General features: G+C 72.4%; 23 protein-coding genes and 1 tRNA gene. 16 read left to right on the top strand and 8 right to left on the bottom strand.

What is annotated here, in order from left to right; genetic code table 11:
* Nucleotides 1-119: 119 nt before the first annotated feature.
* Entirely contained in the window at nt 120-1,205 is a 1,086-nt protein-coding gene (locus tag ACFC0B_RS18795) for an ArsA-related P-loop ATPase (protein WP_376086922.1), read from the top strand.
* The gene (locus tag ACFC0B_RS18790; protein ID WP_376086921.1) at nt 1,202-2,395 is read left to right on the top strand and encodes an ArsA family ATPase; all 1,194 of its coding nucleotides are present in this window, start codon (nt 1,202-1,204) and stop codon (nt 2,393-2,395) included. The genes ACFC0B_RS18795 and ACFC0B_RS18790 overlap by 4 nt, the downstream gene beginning before the upstream one ends.
* Before the next feature lie 118 nt (nt 2,396-2,513).
* Here ACFC0B_RS18790 and ACFC0B_RS18785 read toward each other — a convergent pair whose 3' ends face one another.
* The gene (locus ACFC0B_RS18785) at nt 2,514-2,837 is read right to left on the bottom strand and encodes a WhiB family transcriptional regulator (protein ID WP_344338874.1); all 324 of its coding nucleotides are present in this window, start codon (nt 2,835-2,837) and stop codon (nt 2,514-2,516) included.
* Between the two features lie 423 nt (nt 2,838-3,260).
* Between ACFC0B_RS18785 and ACFC0B_RS18780 the strand changes: the two genes are divergently transcribed.
* Complete coding sequence (locus tag ACFC0B_RS18780) at nt 3,261-5,603, top strand: transglycosylase domain-containing protein (RefSeq protein ID WP_376086920.1); 2,343 nt, start codon at nt 3,261-3,263, stop codon at nt 5,601-5,603.
* Nucleotides 5,604-5,715: 112 nt separating this feature from the next.
* On the opposite strand, the gene ACFC0B_RS18775 is transcribed toward ACFC0B_RS18780, so the two are convergent.
* A complete protein-coding gene (locus ACFC0B_RS18775) occupies nt 5,716-6,171 on the bottom strand; it encodes a GatB/YqeY domain-containing protein (RefSeq protein ID WP_376086919.1) in 456 nt (151 codons plus the stop codon).
* 89 nt (nt 6,172-6,260) lie between these two features.
* On the opposite strand from ACFC0B_RS18775, the gene ACFC0B_RS18770 reads away from it, so the two are divergent.
* The 3 genes from ACFC0B_RS18770 to ACFC0B_RS18760 all read left to right on the top strand — a co-directional run bounded on the left by ACFC0B_RS18770 (nt 6,261) and on the right by ACFC0B_RS18760 (nt 8,066).
* Nucleotides 6,261-6,875, top strand: a complete 615-nt coding sequence (locus ACFC0B_RS18770) for a CGNR zinc finger domain-containing protein (protein ID WP_376086918.1) — start codon at nt 6,261-6,263, stop codon at nt 6,873-6,875.
* A 70-nt stretch (nt 6,876-6,945) separates the two neighbouring features.
* Complete coding sequence (locus ACFC0B_RS18765; protein WP_376086917.1) at nt 6,946-7,890, top strand: metallophosphoesterase; 945 nt, start codon at nt 6,946-6,948, stop codon at nt 7,888-7,890.
* Nucleotides 7,891-7,992: 102 nt separating this feature from the next.
* Nucleotides 7,993-8,066, top strand: a tRNA-Pro gene (locus ACFC0B_RS18760).
* A 123-nt stretch (nt 8,067-8,189) separates the two neighbouring features.
* On the opposite strand, the gene ACFC0B_RS18755 is transcribed toward ACFC0B_RS18760, so the two are convergent.
* Entirely contained in the window at nt 8,190-8,525 is a 336-nt protein-coding gene (locus ACFC0B_RS18755) for a nuclease-related domain-containing protein (protein ID WP_376086916.1), read from the bottom strand.
* 65 nt (nt 8,526-8,590) lie between these two features.
* On the opposite strand from ACFC0B_RS18755, the gene ACFC0B_RS18750 reads away from it, so the two are divergent.
* Nucleotides 8,591-9,499, top strand: a complete 909-nt coding sequence (locus tag ACFC0B_RS18750; RefSeq protein WP_376086915.1) for a YDG/SRA domain-containing protein — start codon at nt 8,591-8,593, stop codon at nt 9,497-9,499.
* Between the two features lie 159 nt (nt 9,500-9,658).
* Here the strand turns inward: ACFC0B_RS18750 and ACFC0B_RS18745 are convergent, their stop codons facing one another.
* Nucleotides 9,659-11,143, bottom strand: coding sequence for an amidase family protein (locus ACFC0B_RS18745; protein ID WP_376086914.1), 1,485 nt, complete (start codon nt 11,141-11,143; stop codon nt 9,659-9,661).
* Between the two features lie 99 nt (nt 11,144-11,242).
* Between ACFC0B_RS18745 and ACFC0B_RS18740 the strand changes: the two genes are divergently transcribed.
* Nucleotides 11,243-11,824 carry a TetR/AcrR family transcriptional regulator gene (locus tag ACFC0B_RS18740; RefSeq protein WP_376086913.1) on the top strand — a complete coding sequence of 194 codons (582 nt, stop codon included), beginning with the start codon at nt 11,243-11,245 and terminating at the stop codon, nt 11,822-11,824.
* Between the two features lie 7 nt (nt 11,825-11,831).
* On the opposite strand, the gene ACFC0B_RS18735 is transcribed toward ACFC0B_RS18740, so the two are convergent.
* Nucleotides 11,832-12,689: a LysR family transcriptional regulator gene (locus tag ACFC0B_RS18735; RefSeq protein WP_376086912.1), complete on the bottom strand. Its 858-nt coding sequence runs from the start codon at nt 12,687-12,689 to the stop codon at nt 11,832-11,834.
* A 174-nt stretch (nt 12,690-12,863) separates the two neighbouring features.
* Here ACFC0B_RS18735 and ACFC0B_RS18730 point away from each other — a divergent pair, with 174 nt between their 5' ends.
* From ACFC0B_RS18730 to ACFC0B_RS18705, 6 genes are all read left to right on the top strand, one after another.
* Entirely contained in the window at nt 12,864-14,231 is a 1,368-nt protein-coding gene (locus ACFC0B_RS18730) for an MFS transporter (RefSeq protein ID WP_376086911.1), read from the top strand.
* A 125-nt stretch (nt 14,232-14,356) separates the two neighbouring features.
* Entirely contained in the window at nt 14,357-14,986 is a 630-nt protein-coding gene (locus tag ACFC0B_RS18725) for a ScbR family autoregulator-binding transcription factor (RefSeq protein WP_376086910.1), read from the top strand.
* A gap of 739 nt (nt 14,987-15,725) precedes the next feature.
* Nucleotides 15,726-16,070: a hypothetical protein gene (locus tag ACFC0B_RS18720; RefSeq protein WP_376086909.1), complete on the top strand. Its 345-nt coding sequence runs from the start codon at nt 15,726-15,728 to the stop codon at nt 16,068-16,070.
* Between the two features lie 185 nt (nt 16,071-16,255).
* Nucleotides 16,256-16,900: an ABC transporter ATP-binding protein gene (locus ACFC0B_RS18715; RefSeq protein WP_376086971.1), complete on the top strand. Its 645-nt coding sequence runs from the start codon at nt 16,256-16,258 to the stop codon at nt 16,898-16,900.
* On the top strand, nt 16,897-19,110 hold the full coding sequence (locus tag ACFC0B_RS18710; protein ID WP_376086908.1) for an FtsX-like permease family protein: 2,214 nt from the start codon (nt 16,897-16,899) through the stop codon (nt 19,108-19,110). The genes ACFC0B_RS18715 and ACFC0B_RS18710 overlap by 4 nt, the downstream gene beginning before the upstream one ends.
* Nucleotides 19,111-19,309: 199 nt before the next feature.
* Nucleotides 19,310-19,948 (top strand): DUF4937 domain-containing protein, encoded by a 639-nt coding sequence (locus ACFC0B_RS18705; RefSeq protein ID WP_376086907.1) that lies wholly within the window; start codon nt 19,310-19,312, stop codon nt 19,946-19,948.
* Here ACFC0B_RS18705 and ACFC0B_RS18700 read toward each other — a convergent pair.
* Together ACFC0B_RS18700 and ACFC0B_RS18695 are read right to left on the bottom strand one after the other, a co-directional pair.
* Entirely contained in the window at nt 19,935-20,342 is a 408-nt protein-coding gene (locus tag ACFC0B_RS18700; RefSeq protein ID WP_376086906.1) for a hypothetical protein, read from the bottom strand. The two genes, ACFC0B_RS18705 and ACFC0B_RS18700, sit on opposite strands and share 14 nt — an antisense overlap.
* Nucleotides 20,343-20,410: 68 nt before the next feature.
* Entirely contained in the window at nt 20,411-21,643 is a 1,233-nt protein-coding gene (locus ACFC0B_RS18695; RefSeq protein WP_376086905.1) for a serine hydrolase domain-containing protein, read from the bottom strand.
* Between the two features lie 244 nt (nt 21,644-21,887).
* Between ACFC0B_RS18695 and ACFC0B_RS18690 the strand changes: the two genes are divergently transcribed.
* Nucleotides 21,888-22,616 (top strand): helix-turn-helix domain-containing protein, encoded by a 729-nt coding sequence (locus tag ACFC0B_RS18690; RefSeq protein ID WP_376086904.1) that lies wholly within the window; start codon nt 21,888-21,890, stop codon nt 22,614-22,616.
* A 171-nt stretch (nt 22,617-22,787) separates the two neighbouring features.
* Here the strand turns inward: ACFC0B_RS18690 and ACFC0B_RS18685 are convergent, their stop codons facing one another.
* Entirely contained in the window at nt 22,788-25,523 is a 2,736-nt protein-coding gene (locus tag ACFC0B_RS18685) for an AAA family ATPase (RefSeq protein ID WP_376086903.1), read from the bottom strand.
* A gap of 154 nt (nt 25,524-25,677) precedes the next feature.
* Between ACFC0B_RS18685 and ACFC0B_RS18680 the strand changes: the two genes are divergently transcribed.
* Complete coding sequence (locus ACFC0B_RS18680) at nt 25,678-26,091, top strand: nuclear transport factor 2 family protein (protein WP_376086902.1); 414 nt, start codon at nt 25,678-25,680, stop codon at nt 26,089-26,091.
* Nucleotides 26,092-26,106: the final 15 nt, after the last annotated feature.

Here is a 26,106-nt window from a genome sequence, read left to right as displayed (position 1 = left end):
ACCGGGCATGATTCAGGCCCGGCCCCCGGGGTAGTCCCGGCATCCGGCGCGGTCCCTGGTTACCCTCGCGGAAGGGCACCCGTGTGGTGCCGGCCCTCGGAGACGGACGGAGACGGAGCGTGGCACGCACCCCCGGCCAGGCGGCCCGGCGCGATCCCGACTGGGAGGGCGTGCGGCTGCACGTGGTCAGCGGCAAGGGCGGGACCGGGAAGACGACGGTGGCCGCGGCGCTCGCGCTGGCGCTCGCCGCGGAGGGCCACCGGACGCTGCTGATCGAGGTGGAGGGCCGGCAGGGCATCGCCGAGCTGTTCGGCATAGCGGCCCTGCCGTACGAGGAGCGCAGGATCGCCTCGGTGACCCCGGCCCAGCTCGGCCTGCCGCCGGCCCAGGACGGTGCCGCGGCCACGGGTGGCGAGGTGCACGCGCTCGCGATCGACACCGAGCAGGCGCTGCTCGAGTACCTCGACATGTTCTACAAGCTCGGCCGGGCCGGGAAGGCCCTGCAGAAGGTCGGCTTCGTCGACTTCGCCACCACCATCGCCCCCGGCGTCCGGGACGTCCTGCTGACCGGCAAGGCCTGCGAGGCCGCCCGCCGCAAGGGCCCGGACGGGCGGCGGCGGTACGACGCGGTGGTGATGGACGCGCCGCCGACCGGGCGGATCACCCGGTTCCTGAACGTCAACTCCGAGGTGGCCGGCCTGGCCCGGATCGGCCCGATCCACAGCCAGGCGCAGGCCGTGATGCGGGTGCTGAAGTCACCGGAGACCGCCGTGCACCTGGTCACCCTGCTGGAGGAGATGCCGGTCCAGGAGACCGTCGACGGCTTCGCCGAGCTGCACGAGGCCGGGCTGCCGGTGGGCGGGGTACTGGTCAACATGGTCCGGCCGCCGGTGCTGGACGCGGCGGCGGTGGCCGCGGTGGACGGCGACCACCGCGAGGAGGTCGCGCTGGCCCTCGGCGAGGCGGGCCTCGGCGGACGCTCACGCAAGCCGGAGACCGTCCGGGCGGCGGTCGAGCCACTGCTGGACCCGCTGCTGGAGCAGGCCAGGGAGCACGCCGAGCGGGTGGAGCTGGAGCGCGCACGGCGCGCCGACCTGCAGCAGCTGAAGCTCCCGACCTACGAACTTCCACTGCTGGGCGAGGGCGTGGACCTCGGCGGGCTCTACCGGCTGGCGGGCGAACTGAAGCGGCAGGGGGCGGCGTGAGCGGGCGGAACGACACGAGCGGCGGCGGCACGGGCGACCGCGACGGCGGCCGGCTCGCCGTGGACGGGCTGATCGACGACCCGAAGACCCGGATCATCGTCTGCTGCGGCTCCGGCGGCGTCGGCAAGACCACCACCGCGGCGGCGATCGGCCTGCGGGCCGCCGAACGCGGCCGCAAGGTCGTCGTGCTGACCATCGACCCGGCCCGCCGGCTGGCGCAGTCGATGGGCCTGACCGAGCTCGACAACACCCCGCGGATCGTCAAGGGCGTGAGCGGCGACGGCGAGCTGCAGGCCATGATGCTCGACATGAAGCGGACCTTCGACGAGGTCGTGCTGGCCCACGCCGAGCCCGAGCGGGCCCGCGCGATCATGGAGAACCCCTTCTACCAGTCCCTGTCGGCCGGCTTCGCGGGCACGCAGGAGTACATGGCGATGGAGAAGCTCGGCCAGCTGCGGGCGGCCGAGGAGTGGGACCTCATCGTCGTCGACACCCCGCCGTCACGCTCGGCGCTGGACTTCCTGGACGCGCCGAACCGGCTCGGGTCGTTCCTCGACGGCAAGGTGATCCGGATCCTGACCGCGCCCGCCAAGGTCGGCGGCCGGTCCGCGATGAAGTTCCTGAACGCCGGGATGGGCCTGTTCACCGGCACCCTGGGCAAGATCTTCGGCGCCCAGCTGCTGACCGACGTGCAGACCTTCGTCAGCGCGATGGACTCGATGTTCGGCGGCTTCCGCGAGCGCGCCGACCGCACGTACCAGCTGCTCCAGGCGCCGGGCACGGCGTTCCTGGTGGTGGCCGCCCCGGAGCGGGACGCGCTGCGCGAGGCGGCGTACTTCGTGGACCGGCTGGCCGCCGACCGGATGCCGCTGGCCGGGCTGGTGCTCAACCGGGTGCACGGGACGGGCGCGCCGCAGCTCACCGCCGAACGGGCGCTGGCCGCGGCGGAGGCGCTGGAGGAGAACGGCTCCGAGCACGCCTCGCCCGAGGCCGAACTGCTCGCGGCCGGGCTGCTGCGGCTGCACGCCGAGCGGATGCAGGTGATGGTGCGCGAGCGCCGGACCCGCGACCGCTTCGTCTCGGTCTACCCGGACGTGCCGATCGTCGAGGTGGCCGCGCTGCCCGGGGACGTCCACGACCTGGACGGCCTGCGGGTGATCGGCGAACGGCTCAGCGGCTCCACCGGCTGAGCGTCCGAACACCCGCCCGAACACCCGCCCGCCTCGGGTCCGACATCAGGTCCGACCTCCGACACCGGTCCGGCCCGGGCCCCCCAGCCCGGGCTGACCGACCGTTCTTCGGCCCGGCTCAGCCCGCCTGGGCGTAGTCCGTCAGTATCACGCCGGTGGCCAGCGAGGCCTCGTACTCCGTACGCGCCGTCTCCAACAGCCGCCGCCACGAGATCACGGTCGGCCGGCGGCGCAGCAGCGCCCGGCGCTCGCGCTCGGTCATCCCGCCCCAGACCCCGAACTCCACCCGGTTGTCCAGCGCGTCCGCCAGGCACTCCGTGCGTACGGGGCACCCGCTGCACACCGCCTTGGCGCGGTTCTGCGCCGCCCCCTGGACGAACAGTTCGTCCGGATCACTCGTGCGGCAGGCGGCCTGCGCACTCCAGTCGTCTACCCAGCCCATGCTGGCGCCGTCCTCTCCCGAATCGAGGCTCCCCCACGGCGGCAACGGCATATTCACCGTTGCCAGTTGAGGACGTTACGGAAGAACGACAGCTTGCAACAGCCCCTTCGGGCTCAATCTCGAATGACCCAATTGGACTATGGGTGGCGATCAGCTCACTCGTTGGAGTGATCGCAGGTCGCAAGCCTTGCCAGGGTCGCGGGCGCCACTCTCGCCACGCGAGCCGTCACACAGTGTTACCGGACACAGGGGTGCAGCGGCCAACAGCTGCCCCAAAAGCGCCCCAGTAACGGGCAATTCGGGCAATTCTCATCACTCACAAGAGTGATCGATGCTGACACAGCGAAGCTGTCGCAAGCTTGTGACAAGCGTAGGCGAACACCTGCCCCGGTGTGTGGCATTCGGCAACGTAGGGTTCTCCCCATGGCACCGAAGCGCCCCCAGGCATCCCCGCCCCCCGGAAACACCGGAGCTCCGCGCGGCAAGCGCCGCGGATCACCGCTGGACTACGCGGGCCACGGAGTGAAGTTCCTGGGGGTCAGCGTCCTCTCCGGCGTCCTGCTGGCCGGCATGGCCCTGCCCGCCGTCGGCGCACTCGGGCTGACCGCCAAGAACACGGCCGAGGGCTTCTCCAACATCCCGGACGACTTCAAGACGCCGCCGCTCACCCAGGCCACCCAGATCTTCGACGCCAAGGGCGGGCTGATCGCCAAGGTCTACGAGCGCGACCGCACCGTCCTCACCGCCGACCAGATGTCGCCGTACATGCGGCAGGCCCAGGTCGACATCGAGGACGCCCGCTTCTACGAGCACGGCGCCGTCGACCTCAAGGGCGTGCTGCGCGCGATCAGCAAGAACGCGGAGAGCGGCACCGCCTCCCAGGGCGCCTCGACGCTGACCCAGCAGTACGTGAAGAACGTCAACGTCGAGAAGGCCGGCGACGACCAGGCCGCCGTCCTGGAGGCCCAGCGCAAGACCCTGGGCCGCAAGATCCAGGAGCTGAAGGTCGCGATCAAGCTGGAGGAGGACCTGACGAAGGACCAGATCCTCACCAACTACCTCAACATCACCTTCTACGGCCACCAGGCGTACGGCATCGAGGCCGCGTCCCAGCGCTACTTCAGCAAGAGCAACAAGGACCTCACCGTCGCCGAGGCCGCGACCCTGGCCGGCCTGGTCCAGAACCCCTCGCAGTACGACCCGGTGCGCTTCCCGGACAACGCGGTGAAGCGGCGCAACGTCGTGATCGACAAGATGGTCGAGAACAAGCACATCACGGCCGACCAGGCCAAGGAGGCCAAGGCCGCCCCGCTGGGCCTGAAGTACAAGGACCCGCAGAACGGCTGCATCACCGCCCAGGCGGGCATGGGCTTCTTCTGCGACTACGTCCGGCACGTGGTCAAGCAGGACCCGGCGTTCGGCAAGAACGCCGCCGAGCGCAAGAAGTTCTGGGACCAGGGCGGTCTGAACATCTACACCACCCTCGACCCGGACAAGCAGGCCGCCGCGCAGGCCGCGGTCACCACCAAGGTCAAGGTCACCGACCCGGTCTCGGCCGCCACGACCATGATCGAGCCGGGCTCCGGCAAGATCCTGGCGATGGCCCAGACCCGCCCGTACGGCCTGGAGCCCTCCAAGAACCAGACCGTCGTCAACCTCAACGTCGACGCGGCGATGGGCGGCGGCAACGGCTTCCAGCCCGGTTCGACGTTCAAGCCGATCATCGCCGCGGCCGCGCTCGAGAACGGCATGTCGCCCACCAAGGCGTTCCCGTCCGAGAACCGCATCGAGTGGCCGACGATGAAGACCTGCGAAGGCACCTGGAAGAACACCGAACGGGGCGACAAGCGCTTCGTCCCGAACGAGAGCAAGAGCGAGGTCGGCCCCTACGAGCTGAAGCAGGCGATGGCCCTCTCGGTCAACACCTACTTCGTTCAGATGGAGCAGGAGATGGGCCTCTGCCCCGTCAAGCAGATGCTCGACAAGCTGGGCATCTCCAGCACCGCCTCCGGTGACAAGATCGACGTCGTGCCCTCGATCACCCTGGGCACCAAGGAGATGTCCCCGCTGACCATGGCGAACGTCTACGCGACCTTCGCCGCCCGGGGCAAGCACTGCACGCCGATCGCGGTCAACAAAATCACCACCGTCGACGGCAAGGACGTCAAGGTCCCGGCGAGCAGCTGCAGCCAGGCCTTCTCCGAGCAGACCGCCGACGCGATGAACACCGTCCTGCTCAACGTGACCGAGAAGGGCACCGGTGCCTCCCTCGGCCTGGAGGACGGCCGCCAGATCGCCGGCAAGACCGGTACCACGGACAAGAAGAAGGCCGCCTGGTTCAGCGGCTACACCCCGCAGCTCGCGACCGCGGTCTGGATCGGCGGCCCGACCGGCGGCGTCGAGATGAAGAACATGAAGATCGGCGACACCTACTACGGCGCCGACGGCGTCTTCGGCGCCACCGGCCCCGGCCCGATCTGGAAGATGGCCATGGACGGCGCGCTGAAGGGCTCCCCCAAGGAGACGCTGCCGACCATCGACATCCCGGACCCGGCCCCCAAGCCGGACCCGAACGCCACCGCCCCGGCCACCGCGCCGGCCGACCCGAACGCGGGCGGCAACCCGCCGCCCGCCCAGAACCCCGGCGGCCCCGGGACCAACGCGGGCGGTGTGATCGGCGGCGGCTTCACCTTCCCGCCGGGCGTCATCGGCGGCGCTGACGGCGGCAACGGGAACGGCAACGGGAACGGGCACGGCCGCCCCTGAGCGGAGGCCCGCCCGCCGGCCTGCTGGCTTGCCTGCCTGGTGAACGACGAGGGGCGCCCCCCGAGCGATCGGCTCGGGGGGCGCCCCTTCTTTCTTCTCGCTCCTCGCCCGGTCAGCCGGCGAGGGCGGCCTTCACCACGGCGGCCACCCGGCCGCCCTCGGCCAGTCCCTCGACCTTCGGCCGCACCAGCTTCATCACCGCGCCCATGCCCTGCGGCCCGCTCGCGCCGCTCTCCGCCACGGCGGCGGCCACGATCGCGGTCAGCTCCTCGTCGGACAGCTGCTTGGGCAGGTACTCGGCCAGCACCTCGCCCTCGGCCCGCTCCCGGGCGGCCTGCTCGGCCCGGCCGGCGTTGTCGAAGGCCGTGGCGGCCTCCCGGCGCTTCTTCGCCTCCCGGCCGAGGACCTTCAGCACCTCGTCGTCGGACAGCTCGCGCTTCTCGTCCCCCGCCACCTCCTCGCTGGTGACAGCGGTCAGCGTGAGCCGGATGGTGGACGAGCGCAGCTCGTCCCGGTTCCTGATGGCAGCCGTGAGGTCCTCCTGCAGCTGCGCCTTGAGCGTGGTCATGGCCCCGAGTCTCCCACCTGCGGCGTTCCACCGCCCACCATTAACCCGTCGCCGCTCCCGCTGCCCCGCCCCCTCTTTAAAGTGGTTACATGACCGACGAGCGAGCCCCCGGCCTGGTCCTGCACTCCCCCGGCGGGGCGCGGTTCCACTTCGACCCCGGCGCGCTCTGCCTGGAACTGCTGCCCACCGGCGGCCCCGGCCCCTACGCCCGCTACGAGGTGCTGCACCGGCCCGCCGACCTGGCCGACTGGGCCGGGGAGTGCCGCCTCGGCCTGCCACCCGGCGCCGTCCGGATCACCGACGGCCAGCTCACCGCCGTCCGCGCCCTGCGGGACGCCCTCTGGCGGCTCACCGCGGCCCGGGCCGCCCACGGCAGAGGCGCCGGCGACCCCGCCGACTACGCCGTGCTCAACCGGGCCGCCGCCCGTCCCCCGCTCGCCCCGCAGATCGGCCCGGACGGCACGGCCGCGCCCCCGCTGCCCGGTGACGGCGACCAGCTCGCCTCCACCGTCGCCCGCGACGCCGTCGCCCTGCTCACCGGCCCCTGGGCGGACCGGGTCCGCGAGTGCGGCGCCGACGACTGCCGACTGCTCTTCGTCGACACCTCGCGGCCCGGGCGGCGGCGCTGGTGCTCGATGGAGCGGTGCGGCAACCGCCACAAGGTCCGGGCCCTGCGCGCCAGACGCGAACAGCACGAGGACTGACCCCCGGCCCGCTTCCCCCTGTGGGCACCGGCAGTTCACCCGTTGATCCGCCGTCTGAGAGCATGGAACGATGCGACCGCTGTACTCCGTTCCCCTCGGAATCGCCGCCACCGGCGCCGCCTGCCTCGCCTACTCCGTTGGGTACGAGGTCCGTTCCTTCCGCCTCCGCCGGGTCGAGATCCCGGTCCTCCCCCGGGGCGCCCGACCCATCCGGGTACTGCAGGTCTCCGACATCCACATGGTGAGCAACCAGGGCAAGAAGCAGCGCTGGCTGCAGAGCCTCGCCGGCCTGCGCCCCGACCTGGTGGTCAACACAGGTGACAACCTCTCCGACCCGCTCGGCGTCCCGGCCGTACTGGACGCGCTCGGCCCGCTGATGGAGTTCCCCGGCGTCTACGTCTTCGGGTCCAACGACTACTACGGCCCGGCCCGCAAGAACCCGGCCCGCTACCTCCAGGCCATGCGCAGCGGCGTCCACGGCATGAACAACCCCGACGGCACCGCCGCCCGCGGCATCAGCGGCGCCGTCCACAACCCCTGGGAGAAGCTGCGCGACAGCTTCGACGCGGCCGGCTGGCTCGACCTCACCAACACCCGGGGCCGCCTCACCGTCGCCGGCCTCGACCTGGAGTTCACCGGCCTGGACGACCCGCACATCCGCCGCGACCGCTACAGCGAGGTCACCGGCGGCCCCTCCGCCGACGCCGACCTCTCCCTCGCCGTCGTGCACGCCCCCTACCTGCGCGTCCTCGACGCCTTCACCGCCGACCGCTACCCCCTGATCCTCGCCGGCCACACCCACGGCGGCCAGCTCTGCGTCCCCTTCTACGGCGCCCTGGTCACCAACTGCGACATCGACGCCAAGCGGGTCAAGGGCCTCTCCACCCACCAGGCCGGCGGCAGCCGCTCCTACCTCCACGTCTCCGCCGGCTGCGGCACCAACCGCTACACCCCCGTCCGCTTCGCCTGCCCTCCCGAAGCCACCCTCCTCACCCTCACCCCGACCCCCCGCTGACCCTCCCACCCCCGCTCGCCGAGATACCGGATTTCGTCTCTCGGCGAGCGTCCGGTAGAGTTCTACTCGTCGCGAAGGAGACGGAGCGACAAACAGAAAGACCGGGGTGTGGCGCAGCTTGGTAGCGCGCTTCGTTCGGGACGAAGAGGCCGTGGGTTCAAATCCCGCCACCCCGACCCAGTAGGACCAGCTCAGGGCCGGTCTCCCGCAAGGGAGACCGGCCCTGACTGGCTTTCCGGGGCCCACCGGGAGAATCCTGGGAGAAAGCCGCTCCGGATGGTCCTCCAGCGGGCCTCCCACTAACCAGCCCTCAGCAGGCTGCTGAGCAGGCCCACGGGCGAGCCCGCCAACGTGCTTCGAGTGACGCGCCCCACACTCCGGGGAGTTGCCCATGAGTCCGCTCCGCATGTCGGGTGCGATGTGCGAATAGCGGGCCTGTAGCAGTTGATCTTCACGGTCCTATCGCTGACCCGCGCGATGACGCCAGGGCGCTGCTTCGAGTTGATCACGAAGACTCCCGACGGGCCGATCACCATGTGGTCGATGTCGGCCCCGGAGAGCAGCAGTACTCGGTGGAGCACCTCCCAGCCGGCGGCTTCCAACGGATCCAAGCGAGCCCCGACGATCTGCCTCACGGCTGTCCACCGTACGCAGCGAAAATCGCGCGCAGGTTGTCATCGCGCCATGCAAGGCTGAGTCCATGATTGGTGAGCCGCCCGACGCTTACGTCGGCCAGGAGTTCAGCACCCGACGCTTGGCCCATAAGGCGGGGGTGCACCGTCCGCTACAGGCTGGCATCTGTGGCACTAAGGCGACCGGCGCAGAGTCGATCGTCCTCTCCGGTGGCTACAAGGACGACGAGGACTACGGAGACGTCGTTGTCTACACCGGCCATGGTGGACAGGACTCGTCGAAGAACCAGGTTGCTGACCAAACCCTGGAAGATCCCGGGAACGCTGCCCTGGTCACCAGCTATCTGGAAGGCCTTCTCGTCCGAGTGCTGCGCGGGGCACACAAGAGCTCCAAGTATGCGCCCACGTCGGGCTACCGGTACGACGGATTGTTCCGCGTCACGAGCTACGGCAGCAAGCTCGGCATTGACGGTCACTTGATATGGCAGTTCCGCATGGAGGCCCACGAGGGCACGCCGATTCCCGCTGCCGTAGAGACGGCAGACCTGCCCGAGGTGGACGAACTCCCGCTCGAAGGTGGCTCTGAACAGACTGCCACTGGCAGTGAAACGCCCAAGCGAATACCCACCACAGTGCAGCGCATCGTCCGTAGTAGCGCTGTAAAACGACAGGTCAAGGCCTGGCACGACAACCAGTGCCAGGTCTGCGCATTGCGCATTGAGGTTCCCGGCGGCAGCTACAGTGAGGGCGCCCACATCCAGGCCCTCGGCAGCCCCCACGACGGGCCCGATATCGCTGCGAACGTTCTCTGCCTCTGCCCGAACTGCCACGTCATGCTCGACGCAGGCGCCATCGTCCTGAGTGACGATCTCGTGGTCATCAAGGGAGGCGCCGAGATAGGCCCCCTGCGGACCCACCCCAAGCATAAGATCGACCTCAATTGCGTGCGACAGCACCGGAAGCGCTGGCGCCAGTGAGGAGCTGAGGCCAGACGGGTGCCCGGGTTGCTTCGGGACGACGAGGCCGTGGGTTCACATCACGCCACCACGACCCAGTGCAGAGGCCCTGCCGGAGAGATCCGGCAGGGCCTCTGTCGTTGTGTTCCCGGGTGGGTGACCGCGTCTCAGGAGTGGCGGTCAGGGGTGGGGGGTGATGGGGGTGAGTGGGGGGAGGCGGGATTCGAGGGTGTGGGCGGCGTGGAGGGCGAGGTCCTCGCGGTAGGGGCGGGTGATGAGTTGGACGGCGGTGGGGTGGTGGGGGGTGGTGGGGGTGAGGCCGGTGGGGAGGGAGACGGCGGGGACGCCGGCGAAGCTGGTGGCGGTGCACAGGGCCATGGCGGCGGCGACGCGGTCGCGGGAGGCGGGGTCGCGGGATTCGAGGCCGGGGGTGGGGATGGGGTCGGTGTAGACGGGGGCGAGGAGGAGGGGGTAGTCGGCGAGGAATTCGGCCCAGGCGCGGCGGATGGTGAGCCAGGTGCCCATCAGGGTCATGAACTCGGCGGAGCCGGCCGGTGAGGTGCGGTCCATGACGGGGGCGAGGTAGCGGTCGCCGCCGGGGCCGAGGAGGGGGCGGACGGCCGGCCAGGTGGGGGCGAACTCGGTGACGGTGAGCAGGTCGTAGGCGGCGAGGGTCTCGTCGAGGAGCGGGACGTCGGGGACCTCGCGGACGTCGTAGCCGGCGTCGGAGAGGACGGAGGCGGCGGTGGCGACGGCGGCGCGGGCGGCGGGGTGGACGCCGCGGCCGCCGGGGTCGGCGACCACCGCGACCTTGACGGGGGCGGACAGCGGTTCGCCGTCCAGGGGTGCCGGGACGGCGCGCGGGTCGCGGGGGTCGGTGCCGGCGAGGAGTTCGAAGGCGAGCCGGAGATCGGCGACGCTGCGGGCCAGCGGGCCGTCGGTGACCAGGAACTGGGAGGCGGGGCCGGGGTCGGCGGGGCCGAGGATGCGGTGGTCGGCGGGGAAGCGGCCGTAGGTCGGCTTGAGGCCGGCCACGCCGCAGAAGGCGGCCGGGACGCGGATGGAGCCGCCCGAGTCGTTGCCGAGCCCGAGGGCGGCCATGCCGGTGGCGACGGCGACCGCGTCGCCTCCGCTGGTGCCGCCCGGAGTGACGGACGGGTCCCAGGGGTTGACGGTGTCGCCGTAGAGCTCGCTGCGGGTGTGCATCCCGGACAGGACCAGGGTGGGGATGTTGCTGTGGCCGATCGGGATCGCGCCGGCGGCGCGGAGGCGGGCGACCGGGGGCGCGTCGGCGGCGGCGACCAGGTCGCGGAAGCGGGGGACGCCGAAGGTGGTCGGGACGCCCTCGATCGCGGTGGTCTCCTTCACGGTGAACGGCACGCCGGCCAGCGGGCCGAGCGGTTCGCCGGCGGCGCGGCGGCGGTCGGTGTCGGCCGCCTGGGCGCGGGCGCGGTCGGCGAGGAGCTGGGTGATCGCGTTGACCTCCGGGTTCACCTCGGCGATGCGGGCGAGGTGGGCGTCGAGGAGTTCGGTGGCGGAGATCGCGCTGGTGCGGACGGCGTGGGCCTGGGCGGTGGCGGTGAGGGACCAGGGGAGGGAGGAGGGGGGAGAGGAGGGGAAGGAGGCGGGGAGCTGGGAGGGGAGGTCCGGCGACGGGCTGGGCATGGGCGGGCTCCAGGGCGGGAGAGACGTAGCGATGCGCTCGTATCGGAAGAGTAGCCTTTGAAGCGATACGACCGCATCGGATTAAGTGGGGAGCACGGCGTGCCCAGGCAGGTGGATCTGGAGGAGCGGCGGCGGGTGATCGCCGAGGCGGTCTGCCGGCTCGCCGACGAGAGCGGGCTGGAGGGCGTCACGGTGCGGGACGTCGCCGAGCGGGCGGGGCTCTCGATGGGGGCCGTCCAGCGGTGCTTCCGCACCAAGGAGGAGATGCTGGTCTTCGCGCTCCGGCACGTCGGCGGGCGGATCGAGCGGCGGCTGCGGGAGCGGCTGGGCGGCAGCCCGGCGCAGTCCGCGGCCAGCGCGGTCGGCTACGCGGCGGAGGAGCTGGCGCTGCTGCGGGCGGAGCACCGCTCCGAGGCGCGGGTCTGGCTGGCGTTCCTGGCGCAGGCCGCGGTGAGCGAGGCGCTGGCCGAGCCGCTGCGGGCGGGGTACGCGGTGTCGGAGGAGCTGTTCCTGGCGCTGCTGGCCGAGGCGGGCGCCGACGAGGGGACGCGGGCGGTCGAGGTGCGGACGCTGCTGGCCCTGGTGGACGGGCTGACCGCGCACGTCCTGGTCGGGCGGCTGACGGAGGGCCAGGCCGCGGAGGTGCTGCACGCACACCTGGAGCGGCTGTGGAAGGGCTGAGCGGCGGTCAGCGCGGGGTGGCGGCGGCGTAGAGGACGTCGCGGACGGCGGGGATGGCCTCGCGGTCGGCGCGCCAGACCAGGCGCAGGTGGAGCGGCGGGACGGCGGCCGCGGTGGCGAGGCGGCGCAGGGTTCCGGCGGCGAGGTGGTCGTGGACGGCGAACTCCGGGAGCAGCGCCATGCCGAGGCCGCGTTCCGCGCAGGCCCGGGTGACGGCGACGCCGCCGGTGTGCAGGCGCTCCACCTCGGGGCCGAAGAGGCGGTCGCCGGCGAGGCGGAACGAGCAGGCCGGCGCGTTCACCAGCAGGCGCCGGCCCGAGTCCGGGAACTCGGGCGCGGCGACCAGCGCGAGCGGGACGTCCTCCAGGTCGAGGTGGGCCAGCGGGACCGGCGGCAGGGCGAAGCCGAGTTCGCCGAGCGGACCGGCGGTGTCCAGGACCAGCGCGGCGTCCAGGCTCCCGGCCGCGACACCGTGCAGCAGGCCGTCCCGGGCGGCGTCGGTGTGCAGGGAGACGTCCAGCTCGGGGTGGTGTTCGGCCAGCCGGGCGAGCACCCGGGGCGCGTGCGTGGCCGCGACGGTCTCCAGGGCGCCGAGCCGCAGGACCAGGCGGCCGCCGGTGACCTCGCGGCGGGCCTGGTCGGCCTGGTCGAGCAGCCGGCGGGCCCAGGGCAGCAGTCGCCGCCCGGCCGGGGTCGGCACCATGCCGCGCGGCGTGCGATCGAACAGGACAGTGCCCAGCGAGCCTTCCAGGGTGCGGAGTTGCTCGGAGACGGAGGACGGCGCGAGGCCGAGGGCCACGGCGGCGTCGGTGACGGTGCGGTGGACGACGACCGCCTCGAAGGTGCGGAGCTGTCTGAGTTCCATGCGCGGTCCGTCCCCCTGATGTCCGGCGCCGGGGGTCCAGGGTACGGCGGCCTCGCGCGCGGGGTGCCCGGCCCCTGGCATTCGGGCGCTCGCCCCGGGCGTTCGGGATTCCCGAACGCGGCGTTCGGGGCGGGCGGTGGAGCCGGGCCCGGGCGGCCGCGCAGGGTGGACGGCATGCTGAACGGAGAAGTCGGGGAGAGGGGCGGCGGCGCCGTCCGGTCCAGGCCGGACAGCCGGACCCGGGCGCTGCTCGGGATCGCGCTCGGGTACTTCGCGGTGCTGCTGGACACCACCGTGCTGTCGGTGGCCGAGCCCGATCTCGCGTCCTCGCCGGGGAGTTCGACGGCCGGCCTGCAGTGGGTGGTGACCGGGTACAGCGTGGCGTTCGGGGCGGTACTGCTGTCCGGGGGCGTGATCGCCGACCGGTACGGCGCGCACCGCGCGTTCCGCTGGGGCATCGCGGTGTTCGGCGCGGGCTCGCTGCTCAGCGCGCTCGCGCCCGGCCTGTCGGCGCTGGTGGTGCTGCGGGCGCTGCTCGGGGTCGCGGCGGGGGCCGCGGTGCCGGCGAGCACGGCGATGATCGCCCGCCTCTACCCGGACCCGGCCGAGCGGGCCCGGGCGGTCGCGGTGTGGGCGGCGGTCAGCGGGTGCGCGATGGCGTTCGGGCCGGTGGTGGGCGGGGTGCTCGTCGGCCTGGGCGGCTGGCGGGCGGTGTTCTGGGTCAATGTGCCGCTGACCGCCCTGGTGCTGGCGCTCACCGCCGGACGGGTGGTGCGCTGCCCGCGCGGCGGACGCCCCGTCGACTGGTGGACGCAGCTCGCCGTCTGCGCGGCGCTGGCGCTCGCCACCGACGCGCTGATCGAGGCCGGCGCGGGCGCCTGGACGCGGGCCGGCTGGTCGGCCGGGGCCGCGCTGCTCGCCGGGACGCTCTTCGCGCGGCGTGAACGGCGCAGTGCGGCACCGGTGTTGCGGTCCGACGTGGTGCGGGCGCCGGGGATGGCGAAGGTGCTGCTGGCCGGGGCGGCGGTGAACTTCGCCCTGCTGGGGCTGCTGTTCCTGCTGCCGCTGCTGCTGCGGGACGGGCGGGGGCTGTCCCCGGCACTGGCCGGGCTGGCGTTCCTGCCGATGACCCTGCCGCCGGGCTTCAATCCGCTGCTGACCGGGCTGATCGTCGCCCGGGTCGGACCGTGGCGGCCCGCCGTGGGCGGGTTGGCGCTGCTGGCGGGCGGGTGCCTGGTGATCGCGGCCGCGGTGGCGGCCGGGGCGCCGTACCCGCTGCTGGCGGTGGGGCTGTCGGGCGCGGGGTTCGGGGTGTCGTTCGCGCTGCCGGCGCTGGTGACGGCGGTGGTGTCGGCGGCGCCGAAGGGGGCGGCGGGCGCGGCCGGCGGCCTGCTGAACGCCGTCCGGCAGGTGGGGGCCTCGCTCGGGGTGGCGGTGCTGGGAGCCTTCGCGGGCTCCCCCGGACGGGCGGGGGCGGCGCTGCTGCTGCCGGCGGCCGCGTGCGCGGCGGCGGGGCTGCTGCTCGCCCGGCGGCGCACGTGAAGACGCAGGTGAAGACGCAGGTGAAGGGAGGGAGGGGGGTCGGCGCTCCGATGGTCGGGCCGGGCTCCCAAGGCCCATAACATAGAGGTCGTTCTCTTTGTTTGCCGAGGCGTTTGGAGCTACCCGTGGCGAGAGCCCAGCAGGAACGTGCCGTCCGCACCCGCGCGACCATCCTGCGGGCCGCCGCGCAGATCTTCGACGAGTACGGCTTCAGCGGCTCCAGCGTCAGCAAGATCATCAACCTGGCCGGGACAACCCAGGGGGCGATGTACTTCCACTTCAGGTCGAAGGAGGACCTCGCCAAGGCCGTCATCGACGAGCAGGCCTCCGACCTGGACCTGCCGGAGCAGCCGTCGGGACTGCGCCAGCTCGTCCGGACCACCCTCTACCTGGCCGACGAACTGCAGGGGAACGTGCTGCTGCGCGCCGGGGTGACCCTCGCCGTCGAGCAGGGGCAGCTCGGGCTGCGCGACTTCAGCCCGTACGAGATGTGGGCCGGGCGGTTCCGCGCCGAGTTGGAGGCCGCCCGGCGGGCGGGTGAACTGCTCGACGACGTCGTGGTCGAGGAGTTCGCCCAGGTGCTGGTCGCGGCCTACACCGGCGCGCAGATCATGTCCCACCTGCGCACCGGGCGCGCCGACCTGCCCGGGCGGATCGTCCAGCTGTGGTGGTTCCTGCTGCCCGGCATCGCGCCGGCGCCGGTGGTCGAAGAGTTGCGCGCACTCCTCCTGGAGCGCCGGGGGCAGCCGGCATGACCGCGGCACGGGGAAACTACGGGGAACGGGCGGACGGTGGCCGGGCACGGACGGGCCCACCGTCCCGCTGACCGGGGCGGGGCTTCATCGCCTCCGCCGTCCTGGTCGAGCTGCGCGCCCGAGTCCCGGGCCCGCAGCACCGGCCTCTGCACCCTGGTCAACCGGGCCGCCAACGTCATCGTCGGCCAGGCCTTCCTCCCGACCGCCGATGTCATCGGCGAGCGCCGGGTCTTCCGGTTCATCGCTGCGGTCTCCCGCCGCCACCCACTTCGTCGCCCGCGTCGCCCCCGAGACCAGGAGCCGTTCCCTGGCCCAGATCCAGTCCGCCCTGACTGCCCGATGAGGCCCCCGGCCCTCCACACCCGCCCAAGGGCCGAAACGCCAGGCTTCCTCTCAGGAACCACGACCTTGGCGACCCATCAGTTCTGCCGGGATGCAGGAGAGACATAAAGATCAGATCAACTTCGGGAACGCCCTTGACAAAGGTGCAGATCCAACAAAGTTGCCAAATATTGTCGACTTCGATCGAACGGCACCCAAATCACCCTTGAGGCACTTTTGAGGACCGCCGGGCCGACTTCTTCCCCGGCGCCCATAAGGTCCGTTCGAATATCAGCCGTTCCAGGCAAGTATCCGGCCACCCAACGGAGCTGACGCTTCATCAGATTGGTGATGCTGTTTGCTTACAACCCAAGCACCCGAAGGGGTGGCTTCGATTGGCAGGACAGGGGAGGAAGCTATGAAGAAGACGGCCGCGAGGGTCGCTCTCGCGATCGCGGGGGTGGGCGTCGTCATAGGCAGCGCACCGGCGTTCGCCGTGACCGCCTCGACGACGGGGTCGACCGCCTGGTCGGACGACGGGTACACGTTCTACGTCAAGGACACGAAGGCGGACAGCCGCTCGGCGTACGGTCAGTACACTCGCATCGCCAACACGGGCGAGGTCCGCACGCTCTGGAACAAGAGCGGCTCCGGCACCACGGTCTCGACTACCACCGACAGCCCGATCTGGCAGATCCGCGCTTGCCGGCAGGAGCAGTTCGCGTCGGACAGCTGCAGCAGTTGGGTCATCCAGATCGGCTGATGCCGCCACCGTAGAACGAACAAGGATTGGTCTCAGCGCCGGGTCGGACGCGACGTGTGTCCGACCCGGCACCTTTCGCGACAAGTGGGGGACGAATGATCTCTCGAGCGGTCCACCCCGCCGGGCCGGCTCCGAGGACGACATCTGACGTGCCGGTCCTGGGGGTTTACGGCCTGCACCATGCCATGGGCGGGCGGAGCCTGTTCAACGGAGTCGAGCTCGAGGTCACGCGCAACGAGTCGGTGGCGGTGTCGGGGGCCAGCGGCAGCGGGAAGAGCACGCTGCTGATGTGTGTACTCGGCCTGATCCGGCCCGACGCCGGGAGGGTCGAGGTGGAAGGGGCCGACCTCGCCCGGCTGCGCGGCCGGGCACTGGCCAGGTACCGCAGCCACCACATCGGGATGGTGTTCCAGACCGGCGAACTGCTACCTGAGCTGTCCCCGCTGGAGAACGTCGCCCTGGCGGCCCTGTTGGGCGGACGGCAACGTGAAGAGGCGTACCGCCGGGCCGCACACCTACTGGAAGAGCTGGGAGTTCCCAACAACGACACCCGCACCGCAGCGCTCTCCGGTGGGGAACGCCAGCGCACCGCGGTAGCGCGGGCCCTGGTGAACGAACCGGCTCTGCTGGTCGCGGACGAGCCGACGGCCGCGCTCGACCCCGACAATCGCGACAGCGTCTGCGACCTGATCTTCTCCCTGCCCAAGAGTCGCGGGTGCGCGCTCGTGGTCGTCACGCACGACAAAGCGGTCGCCGCTTACGCGGACCGTCAGCTCGTCCTGGATACCGGGCAGTTGACCAATCCGGACCGAAGCGGAGGCGGAGAGTGAGAAGTCGGCACCTCGCGCTCCAATTGCTCCGGATCGGTGCCACCTCCGGCCGGTCCTCCCGCTTCGGCTCCCTGCGGTTCACCGCGCTCCTGTGCGCAGTCGCCGCACTCACCCTCGCCACCGGTTCCCTGGTTTGCGCCTGGTCCGCCTACGAGGGACGCGGGTTGCGCAGCGAGGCGCGCAACCCCCAGATGGCCGCGGCGCATCCGGCCGAGCAGCCCATCGCACTGTGGGCCGCCGGCTTCGACGTCGTACAGGGCCACCAGTACTCGGTCGTCTCCGTCGTTCCGCTGCACCCCGACGCTCCACTCCCGCCAGGTCTGCCGCGCTGGCCCGGACCGGGCGAAGCGATACTGTCACCGGCTCTGGTCTCAGCAGGTGCGGACGAGGGAATCACGACCAGATTGGGGCGTGATACCGGGCGCATCGGTGACTCCGGGCTGAGCGCACCGACCGAGTACCTGGCGTATGTCCGGCCTCCGGACAAGCTCGTCGACCGGAATCGCATGATCCCGATCACGGGCTACGGGGCATCCGGCACGTTCTTCGGGGACGATCTCTCCATCGAACCGCTCAGCCAGTTCCTCTTCGCCATCACGGTACTGATGGTCTTTCCAGCGGGCGTTCTGCTGTTCGTCGCAGCGCGGATGGGCGGTGAGGACCGCGACCGCCGGACAGTGCTGCTCGGTGCGCTGGGAGCGACGAGAAGTGCACGCTTCCTGGTCAACCTCGGCGAGTGCGCCCGGCCGGTCCTCATCGGCGCGGTCGCGGGCGCGGGCCTGATCGCGCTCTGGACAGCCTCGGAGGCCGCGATTCCCTTCGTCGGCACCCCACTGCCCGCAGCCGACATCATGGCTGACTTCGAATTGATCGCCGCGTGCGCCATGGCCTCGGCCGCCGCCGCGGTCATCTGTGTCACCGCGCTCCACCGGGCCGGCCGGCGCCGCGGCGCATCGGCGGGTGCCCTGTCAGCACCTCGCCGCACGCAGCGCTGGTGGTCCCTGGGCCTGGCTGCCGGTGTTCTGCTGGCCACCAGGGGACCCGACCTGTTCGCGGCGCACAACCCGTTCCTCTACATCGTGGTGTATCTGGCTGGCGTGGTGCTCACCCTGGCGACCTTGCCGTCGGCGCTCGCCGCGCTGACCTCCGCCGCCGGGCGGGCGCTCACGCGTGCGGCCCGCCGCAGCGGTGGGACCGGAGCACTCGTGGCCGGCCGTTGGCTGACCGCGCGTCCCGGTGTCACGGCCCGGCTGACCGCCGGAACCGTCGTGGCCATCGGTCTGCTGGGCCAGGTGCAACTGCACACCAGCCGGATCAGCGAACCGGTGGCTGTCGCGCAGGCAACCGCCGCACGGATCGGTACGAGTGTGCTGACCGTCACCGCACCCTCGGACGAGACGCACGTCACGGCCTTCCTCCAGGCCCTGCCCGCGGACATCCGGACCTTCCGACTGACTCAGTCGCACGAGGGGACGGCGGTACGGGCCGTGCTTCAGGGCCCCTGCGACCAGATCGAGAACGTCTTCCACCGGCCGTGCTCCGGAAGCGTACTGGGAACGACCGACCCGGATCCGCGGATCAGAGAGCTGGTCGCGTGGTACGGGCTGGGTTCTGCGATGGAGCTCCGACAGGGACCGGTGGAGAAGGTGTCCACGGATGCCGCCGCGGCGCCCACGAGTCCTGGCTCAAGCGTGCTGGTGATCGTTCCGTCGGGAGGCAGCGCGGACGTTTCGGCCCTCACCAGGACGGCCCGGCAGCACCTCTCGCTCAGCCCGGCCGTCCAGCCACCGGGCGGGGAATGGCTGTCGGCCGCCACTTCACGGGGTTCGCGCCTGCCGTGGGTCACGTTCTTCGGGTGCTGCGCCCTGGTGTTCACCGGCCTGGCCATCGGTCTCAACAGTGTGGCGGAGTTCAGCCGCTTCAGCCGGTCGATCGCCCCCGTGGGGATACTGACCGGCCGCAACCGGCTCTTCCTCAGTGTCGCGGCCTGGACGCTGCTCGCTCCCCTCGTCCTGGCGGCGGTGGTCGGCATGCTCGTCCATCTCTGGCTGGCCACGCCGCTGACCTCACCGCTCATCGGCGCCCAGGTCTCCTGGTCGGCCATGGGCCTGCTGTTCGCCCTCACCGTCGCCCTGGCCCTGGTCACGTGGACGGGCGGCAGTTGGACTGCCCGGCGGATGGCCGCGCGGTGGCGCCCGGGCATGGAGTAGACCGGCTCAGCCCGGTGACCGAACGGCGGGGGGCCGGACAACTGCTCGGCTCAGGCCGAGAGACACGCCTTGGCCTGCCGGGCTTCGAGACGCCTCCCGAAGCCCGGCAGAGCCGTACACCTCGGTGCCAGGACGGAGCAGGGCGCAGTCCGGGGTGGTGAACGCCGTCGCCGGGACGAGCTCGGAGGAGTCGCTGCGTATGTGGGGCAAGTGGATCAGTTGCGAGGTGCCGCCCGGGGACGGCCGGGAGCGGTTCTCGGCCGGCCAGCGGGGGTGGGCGGCGATCGGGGACCAGCCGGGGCTGGTGGGGCAGGTGGGCGGGTGGGATCGCGGGTGTGCCAGGGTCCTGGGCCTGTGGGAGGACGCCGTCGCGTACGGGCGGTTCATGCGTGAGCGGCACGATGCGGTGGTGGGCGCGAGCGGCCAGGGTGGGACGTACGCCGCGATCGAGACCGCCGACGGGGCCGTCGTCCTGGAGATGCCCGGCGACGCGGCCGATCTGCCCCGCGCGCTCGAAACCGCGGCCCTGCTGCGCGTCGCCGACTGCCGGCTGCGGCCGGGCCGGACGGCGCACTTCCTCGATGTGCAGCGCCGGGTGTGGGCGCCCGGCATGGCGGCGGCCGGGGGCATGCTGGGCGGCGTGGTCACGCGGTTGGCCCCGCGGCGCTACCTGGTCACCACCCTGTGGTCCGACCCCGCCGCCCACCGGCGCTACGCCGCCGAGCGGCTGCCGGCCCTGCGTGAGCGTGCCGCGATCGAGGACGATCTGCGCACGCTGGACGGCCGTCCGGTGCCGCTGGAACCGGCCTGGACCGTGCTGCCCGTCAGGCGGCGGTGAGGGCCTCGTTGATCTTGCGGGTCATCTCGGCCATGGCCGGGGTGGGCTCGCCCTTGCGGGACTGGACGGCGGTGGCGAGGGCGACGTCGACGATGCCGCGGAAGTTGTCGGCCTCGGCCGGGTCCTGGGCGCGGAGCAGGGTCGCGGCGGCGGTCAGGGCCGGGAGGACGTGGTCGGCGAGTTCGGCGACGGACCTGCCGTCGAGGCCCTTCACCGCGGACTTCTCGGCGAGCACGTGCCCGACCGGGCCGGTCGCGGTGGTGAGGGCGATGGAGCCGTTGGCGGCGATCCGGTGGGGCGAGCCCGCGGCGTCGGCGGCGGCCAACAGGGAGACGGCGCCGTAGGCGGCGGTGCGCAGGGTGGCCTTGTCCTGGTCGGTCAGGGTGAGGGACATGGTGGTGTGTTCCTTCGGTCGTTCGGGTGTTGAGTGTTGCCGGTGTCGGGTGTTGCGGGTGGTGAGTGTCAGGCGTCGAGGGCCTGGTAGACGGTGGTCCAGAAGTCGTGGATCAGCCGGGCCGAGTTCGGGACGGTCATCCCGACCTGGGTGAGCAGGAGACCGGTGATCCCGTTCTCCGGGTCGGCGTAGGTGGAGGTGCCGCTGCCGCCGTCCCAGCCGAACTGGCCGATCGGCGCGTAGTCGCCGCGGTAGGTGCGCACCGCCGTGCCGAAACCCCAACCCCCGTGCTGCCCCTGGCCGTACGACAGGTGGACGGCGTCGCGGGCGAGGGTCTCGCGGGCGGCGGTCTGCTCGGCCGTGAGGCGGTTGGTGGTCATCAGCCGGACGGCGGGGCGGGACAGGATGCGCTCGCCGTCGTGCGTGCCGCCGTTCAACAGCATCCGGAAGTAGGCGTGGTAGTCGTCGACGGTGGAGACCAGTCCCCCGCCGCCGCCCGGGAACGCCGGGGGCTTGCTCCAGCGCCCGTCCGCCGGCTCGTCCCAGACGTGGAACTCCCCGGTCTGCGGGTCGGGCGCGTAGAGGGCGGGCAGGCGGTCGATCTTGTCGGCCGGGACGTGGAAGCCGGTGTCGTCCATGCCCAGCGGGGCGAAGACGCGCTCGCGGAGGAACTCCTCGAACGGCCGGCCGGTCACCCGGGCGACGAGCACGCCGAGCAGGTCGCTGGCGATGTGGTACTGCCAGCGCTCGCCGGGCTGGTGCATCAGCGGGAGCGTGCCGAGGCGGCGCAGCCACTCGTCGGGCTCGGGCATCGGCTGCGGCAGGTCGGGCGTGAGGCCGTTCTCGATGATCGCGGTCATGATCGGGGTGCCGAGTGCCGTGATGTCCATGCCGAGGCCGAAGGTGGAGGTCAGCACGTCCCGGACGGTGATCGGCCGACGGGCGGGGACGGTGTCGTCCAGCGGGCCGTCGATCCGCTTGAGCACCTGGCGGTTCGCGAGTTCCGGCAGCCAGGTCTCGACGAGGTCGTCCAGCCGCAGCCGGCACTCGTCGAGCAGGACCGCGGCCGCGGCCACGGTGACCGGCTTGGACGTCGAGGCCATCCGGAAGATCGTGTCCCGGGCCATCGGGGCGCCGCCCTCGTGGCGCATGGTGCCGACCGCTTCGACGTGGGTCGCGTCGCCCCGGCCGATGAGGGCGACGACGCCGGGGACCGCCCCGGACTCGACGTGCCGTACGAGCACCTCGCGCACCTTGCGCAGGCCTGCTTCGGAGAGGTGGTCGGTGTTCTTGCCCATCATGAGTCTCCCCACTCATTGCTGTTCGAGAACTTCTGAACACCGACGACGCTACATTGCGTTCAGAGATCAGTCAACGCTCAATGAACGGCCATGGCGGGTATTTCACAGGCATTATGGGCCGATCTTTGCAATGGGAGTGAAGCTGAATGCAATGGTCGATCAAGATATCTTTGCAATGAGGTTCGAGTGAATGCATACTTCGCACCTAGATCCGCAGGTATCGACAGACGGAGGACGAGGACCGGTGCCCGGAGGCAGACTCACCAGTGAGGACCGTCAGCACATCGCCGCAGGCCTGGCCGAAGGGCTGGGATACGCCGAGCTCGGTCGACGGCTGGGGCGGCCCGCCTCGACGATCATGCGCGAGGTCACCCGCAACGGCGGACCGGACGGCTACGGCGCGGACCGGGCCGCCGAGGCAACGCAGAGCCGGGCGCGGCGGGCCAAGAAGGCTCAGCCCGAGGCGCCGGCGGTTCCCGACAGCGGGTACGGGCGCGATCCGGAGGCGGTGCAGGACTTCACGGAGGCCTTCACCACGCTGCTCGCGCAGTCGGGTCTCCCGAAGATGGAGGCCCGGGTGCTGGCCGCCGTCTTCACCACCGACGCCGGCGCCCTCACCGCCGCCGACCTGGTGCAACGGCTCCGGGTCAGCGCGGCGTCCGTCTCGCACGCCGTCGGGTTCCTCGAACAGCAGGGGCTGCTCAGGCGGGAGCGCGTCCCCGGCGAGCGCCGCGAGCGCTACGTCATGGACGACGAGATCTGGCTACGGTCCCTGCTCGGGGCCGCGGAGATGAACGAGACCCTGGCGGGGATGGCACGCCGGGGAGCCGATGTCCTGGGGGCGGACACACCGGCGGGCGGCCGCTTCGCCTCGTCGGCCGAACTCTTCGTCCTCATCGGCGAGTCCATGCGGGAACTGCTGGAGCGGTGCCAGCAGCACCTGGCCGCGCAGGGCGCCAGACGGGAGAAGTGACCTGCGAGCTGGAGTGGGAAGTCGGCCAGGCCGACTCCCTACGGCGACGACGCCGACTACAACGACGCCATCCTCGAATTCCGCTGGTACACCCCCCGACAGGGACAAGCACCGGTCCCTGCCGCCCTCCTCACCCCGGGGCGGCGGGGACCTCCGTCCGCTCGGAGCAGCTCAGAACAGCGCCACCAGCTCCGTCCGCGAGGCGATCCCCAGCTTCGGGTACGCCTTGTACAGGTGGTGCCCGACCGTCCTCGGGCTCAGGAACAGCTGCGCCGCGATGTCCCGGTTGCTGAGCCCCTGCGCCGCCAGCCTCGCGATCTGCAACTCCTGCGGAGTGAGCACCGTGAGTACCCCCGCCGCAGCGGCCGCCGGGGTCGGGGCGGCGGTCCCGGTGGCGGTCAGTTCCGTCCGGGCGCGCTCCGCCCACGGCGCGGCGCCCAGCCGCTCGAAGGTCTCCAGCGCCGCGCGCAGATGCGGCCGGGCCTCCGTCCGCCGGCGCTCACGCCGCAGCCACTCGCCGTACAGCAGCGCCGTCCGCGCCCGCTCGAACGGGCGGTGCGTCCCCTCGTGCAGGTCGAGGGCCGCCCGGTACGCCGACTCGGCCAACTCGTCCGGCCCCAGCAGCGCCTGGCAGCGCAGCCGCACCGCCTCCGCCCAGGGCGTCCCCGCCGCGCCCGCCCAGCGCGCGAAGCGCTCGTACGGCTCCGCAGCCCGCTCCGGCTCGCCCAGCCGGACGGCGGCCTCGACAAGGTCGGGCACCGCCCGGGTCGCGCCGATGTGGTGCCGGTGGGGCCCGGTGGTGAGCGTGTGCAGCCGGTCGGCGGCGGACGCGGCGCGGCCCCGGCCGAGGTCCAGCAGGGCGAGCGCCCACTGCGCCCAGGGCTCACCGGCGGCGGACGCGGACGAGCCGGGCGCCAGAGCCCGCGCGGCGAGGTCCGTGCACCGCTCGTCGGCCCCGCCCAGGGCCGCCAGACAGGCCAGCACGGCGCCGAGCTGGCTGGTCCACTGGTGCTGGCCGGTGTCCCGGGCGAGCGCGTACCCCTCCGCCGCCGTGATCTCGGCGTCGCGGTGCCGACCGTGGAACAACTCGGCCTCGGCGAGGAAGAACTGGAGCGTGGGCAGCACCCCGACCGCCCCCTTGGCCCGTGCCTCGGCGGCGAGTTCGGCGGCCAGCTCCAGCGTCTCGTGGTCCCGCCCAAGGACGAGCGCCGCGCCGCACAGCTGCACCAGGTCGACCGGACTCTCCGCCCCCGCCCTGCGCGCCGCCTCGGCGGTCACGCGGACGTCGGGCACGGGACCGGCGGGACGCCCCAGGGCCGGCAGTACGGCGGCCGGCAGGTCCCGGGCCAGCGGGGCGAGCGGTTCACCGGGGCCGAGCGGGAGGGCGGCCAGCCGGTCGAGCACGACGGCCACCGGCTCCTCGCCGACGTACCAGGCGGCGTGGAAGGCCTGGAGCAGCATCCGCGCCGCGTGCGCGGGCTCGATGTCGGTGGCGGCGGCGTCCAGCAGCAGCCGGTACGCGGCCGGGTAGGCGCCGCGCCAGAAGTGCGCGACCGCCCGGACCTGGTCGAGCAGGGCGTGCGCGAAGACGTTGTCGGTGCGCGCCCCGGCCCGGTCGGCCAGCGCCTCGGCCTGCGCCAACTTCCCTTCCTCGGTGGCCGCTTCGGCGGCGAGGACGAGGCGGCGGGTGGCGCCGTCGCGGTCCGGCGTGAGCCCGGCGGCGCGCTCGTAGGCGGCCGCCGCGCCACCGTGGGCGCCGCGCGCCTCGGCCCGTTGGGCGGTGCGCTCCAGGGCGTCGGCGAGGTCGGCGTCGGGCGCGGTGGCGGCCAGCGCGAGGTGCCAGGTGCGCCGGTCGCCGTCCTCCAGGACCTCGCCGATCGCCCGGTGGGCGGCCAACCGCTGTTGCAGGGGCGTCCGTTGGAGGACCGCCGCACGCAGCAGCGGATGCCGGAAGACGAGCCTGCGCTCGGCGCTGACGGTGATCAGCCGGACCCGCTCGGCGGGAGCGAGCGCCCCGGCGTCCACACCGAGCACGGCCGCCGCGGCCAGTACGACCTCCAGCTCGCCGTTCTCCTCGGCCGCGGCGACCAGGAGCAGCGTCTGGGTGGCCGGCGGCAGGCCGGTGACCTGGCCGTGGAAGGCCATCAGCAGACGGCTGGTGAGCGCCAGCCCTCCGGAGGCGCAGTCCGCCTCCACCGACGGGAGTTCGACGAGCGCCAGGGGGTTGCCCGCCGCCTCGGCGAGCAGGCGCCGGCGGACCGGTTCGGTGAGCGCCCCGCCCGCTCGGTCGGCGAGCAGCCGGACGGCGTCCGCCTCGGCGAGCCCGGTCAGCCGCAGCTCCGGGAGCCCGACGAGCGGCAGCACGCCGGCCCCACCGCCCGTCCCCGCGTCCGCCCCCGTGTCCCGGGCGGCGAGCAGCAGCGCGACGCCCTCCGCCTGGAGCCGGCGGGCCGCGATCAACAGCGCGTCCAAGGAGGACGGATCCAGCCACTGCACATCGTCGACGACGCACAACAGCGGCTGATCGGCGGCGAGTTCGGCGAGCAGGCCGAGCGTGGCCAGCCCGGTGAGCAGCCGGTCAGCGCCGCCGGTCGCCTCCACGAGACCGAACGAGCCCTCCAGTGAACGCCGTTGAGGCCCGGGCAGCGCCTCCAGCCGGTCGAGTCCGGGCGCCAGCAGCTGGCTGAGCCCCGCGAAGGGGAGTTCGGCCTCGTACTCGACGCCGGCCGCCCTGATCACCCTGATCGCCCGGAGGCCGTCCCCCGCCGCCGCCACCGCGTACTCCAGCAGCGCCGTCTTGCCGATCCCCGGCTCGCCACGCAGCACCAGCACCCCGCTGCGGCCGTCCCGCGCACCGTCGAGCAGCGCGTCGACGGCGGCCTGCTCCCGCTCCCGCCCGTACAGCACCCCGGTCTCCCCTCCCGATACGCCCGACCCTACTGGCGGCGGTGTACGTACACCCCTACCTATCCGTGACGGATTCGCCCGCCGCGCGTCGCCCGTACGTTTTCGACCAGCGGGAACGGCCCGCCAACAGCCCTACCGGACACGGGAGAAGACGATGACCGCCAACAAGCCCACCCAGCCCGCCCAGCCCGCCGAGCTCCAGGCGACCGACCTCCAGCAGCTCGCCGCCCGCTACCTCGCCGCCTGGAACGAGACCGACCCGGCCGCCCGCCGGAAGCTGGTCGACGAGGCCTGGGCCGAGGACGGCAGCTACACCGACCCGCTGGCCGCCGTCACCGGACGCGAGGGCGTCGACGCGCTGCTCGGCGCCGCGCAGGCGCAGTTCCCCGGGCTGGTGTTCACCCTCGGCCCGGTCGACGCCCACCACAACATCGCACGTTTCACGTGGAACCTCGGCCCGGCCGGCGCGGAGGAGCCGCTGGTCATCGGCTTCGACGTGCTGGTCGCCGACGCGGAGGGCCGGATCGCCTCGGTGCTCGGCTTCCTCGACCGCGTCCCGGGCGCCTGAGCCGACACACCGCAC

Origin of the sequence: Kitasatospora sp. NPDC056184, from assembly GCF_042268405.1 — a bacterium.
Classification (GTDB): Bacteria; Actinomycetota; Actinomycetes; order Streptomycetales; family Streptomycetaceae; genus Kitasatospora.
Note: the sequence above shows the minus strand (reverse complement) of the source record. Positions and strands in the feature narration are given on the sequence as shown.

What these genes read in the sequence shown, in the direction of transcription:
- ACFC0B_RS18785 (WP_344338874.1), bottom strand. Translation starts at nt 2,837, where the DNA reads ATGGGCTGGGTAGACGACTGGAGTGCGCAGGCCGCCTGCCGCACGAGT.
- ACFC0B_RS18780 (WP_376086920.1), top strand. Translation starts at nt 3,261, where the DNA reads ATGGCACCGAAGCGCCCCCAGGCATCCCCGCCCCCCGGAAACACCGGA.
- ACFC0B_RS18775 (WP_376086919.1), bottom strand. Translation starts at nt 6,171, where the DNA reads ATGACCACGCTCAAGGCGCAGCTGCAGGAGGACCTCACGGCTGCCATC.
- ACFC0B_RS18770 (WP_376086918.1), top strand. Translation starts at nt 6,261, where the DNA reads ATGACCGACGAGCGAGCCCCCGGCCTGGTCCTGCACTCCCCCGGCGGG.
- ACFC0B_RS18765 (WP_376086917.1), top strand. Translation starts at nt 6,946, where the DNA reads ATGCGACCGCTGTACTCCGTTCCCCTCGGAATCGCCGCCACCGGCGCC.
- ACFC0B_RS18750 (WP_376086915.1), top strand. Translation starts at nt 8,591, where the DNA reads ATGATTGGTGAGCCGCCCGACGCTTACGTCGGCCAGGAGTTCAGCACC.
- ACFC0B_RS18745 (WP_376086914.1), bottom strand. Translation starts at nt 11,143, where the DNA reads ATGCCCAGCCCGTCGCCGGACCTCCCCTCCCAGCTCCCCGCCTCCTTC.
- ACFC0B_RS18735 (WP_376086912.1), bottom strand. Translation starts at nt 12,689, where the DNA reads ATGGAACTCAGACAGCTCCGCACCTTCGAGGCGGTCGTCGTCCACCGC.
- ACFC0B_RS18730 (WP_376086911.1), top strand. Translation starts at nt 12,864, where the DNA reads ATGCTGAACGGAGAAGTCGGGGAGAGGGGCGGCGGCGCCGTCCGGTCC.
- ACFC0B_RS18720 (WP_376086909.1), top strand. Translation starts at nt 15,726, where the DNA reads ATGAAGAAGACGGCCGCGAGGGTCGCTCTCGCGATCGCGGGGGTGGGC.
- ACFC0B_RS18715 (WP_376086971.1), top strand. Translation starts at nt 16,256, where the DNA reads ATGGGCGGGCGGAGCCTGTTCAACGGAGTCGAGCTCGAGGTCACGCGC.
- ACFC0B_RS18705 (WP_376086907.1), top strand. Translation starts at nt 19,310, where the DNA reads ATGTGGGGCAAGTGGATCAGTTGCGAGGTGCCGCCCGGGGACGGCCGG.
- ACFC0B_RS18700 (WP_376086906.1), bottom strand. Translation starts at nt 20,342, where the DNA reads ATGTCCCTCACCCTGACCGACCAGGACAAGGCCACCCTGCGCACCGCC.
- ACFC0B_RS18695 (WP_376086905.1), bottom strand. Translation starts at nt 21,643, where the DNA reads ATGATGGGCAAGAACACCGACCACCTCTCCGAAGCAGGCCTGCGCAAG.
- ACFC0B_RS18680 (WP_376086902.1), top strand. Translation starts at nt 25,678, where the DNA reads ATGACCGCCAACAAGCCCACCCAGCCCGCCCAGCCCGCCGAGCTCCAG.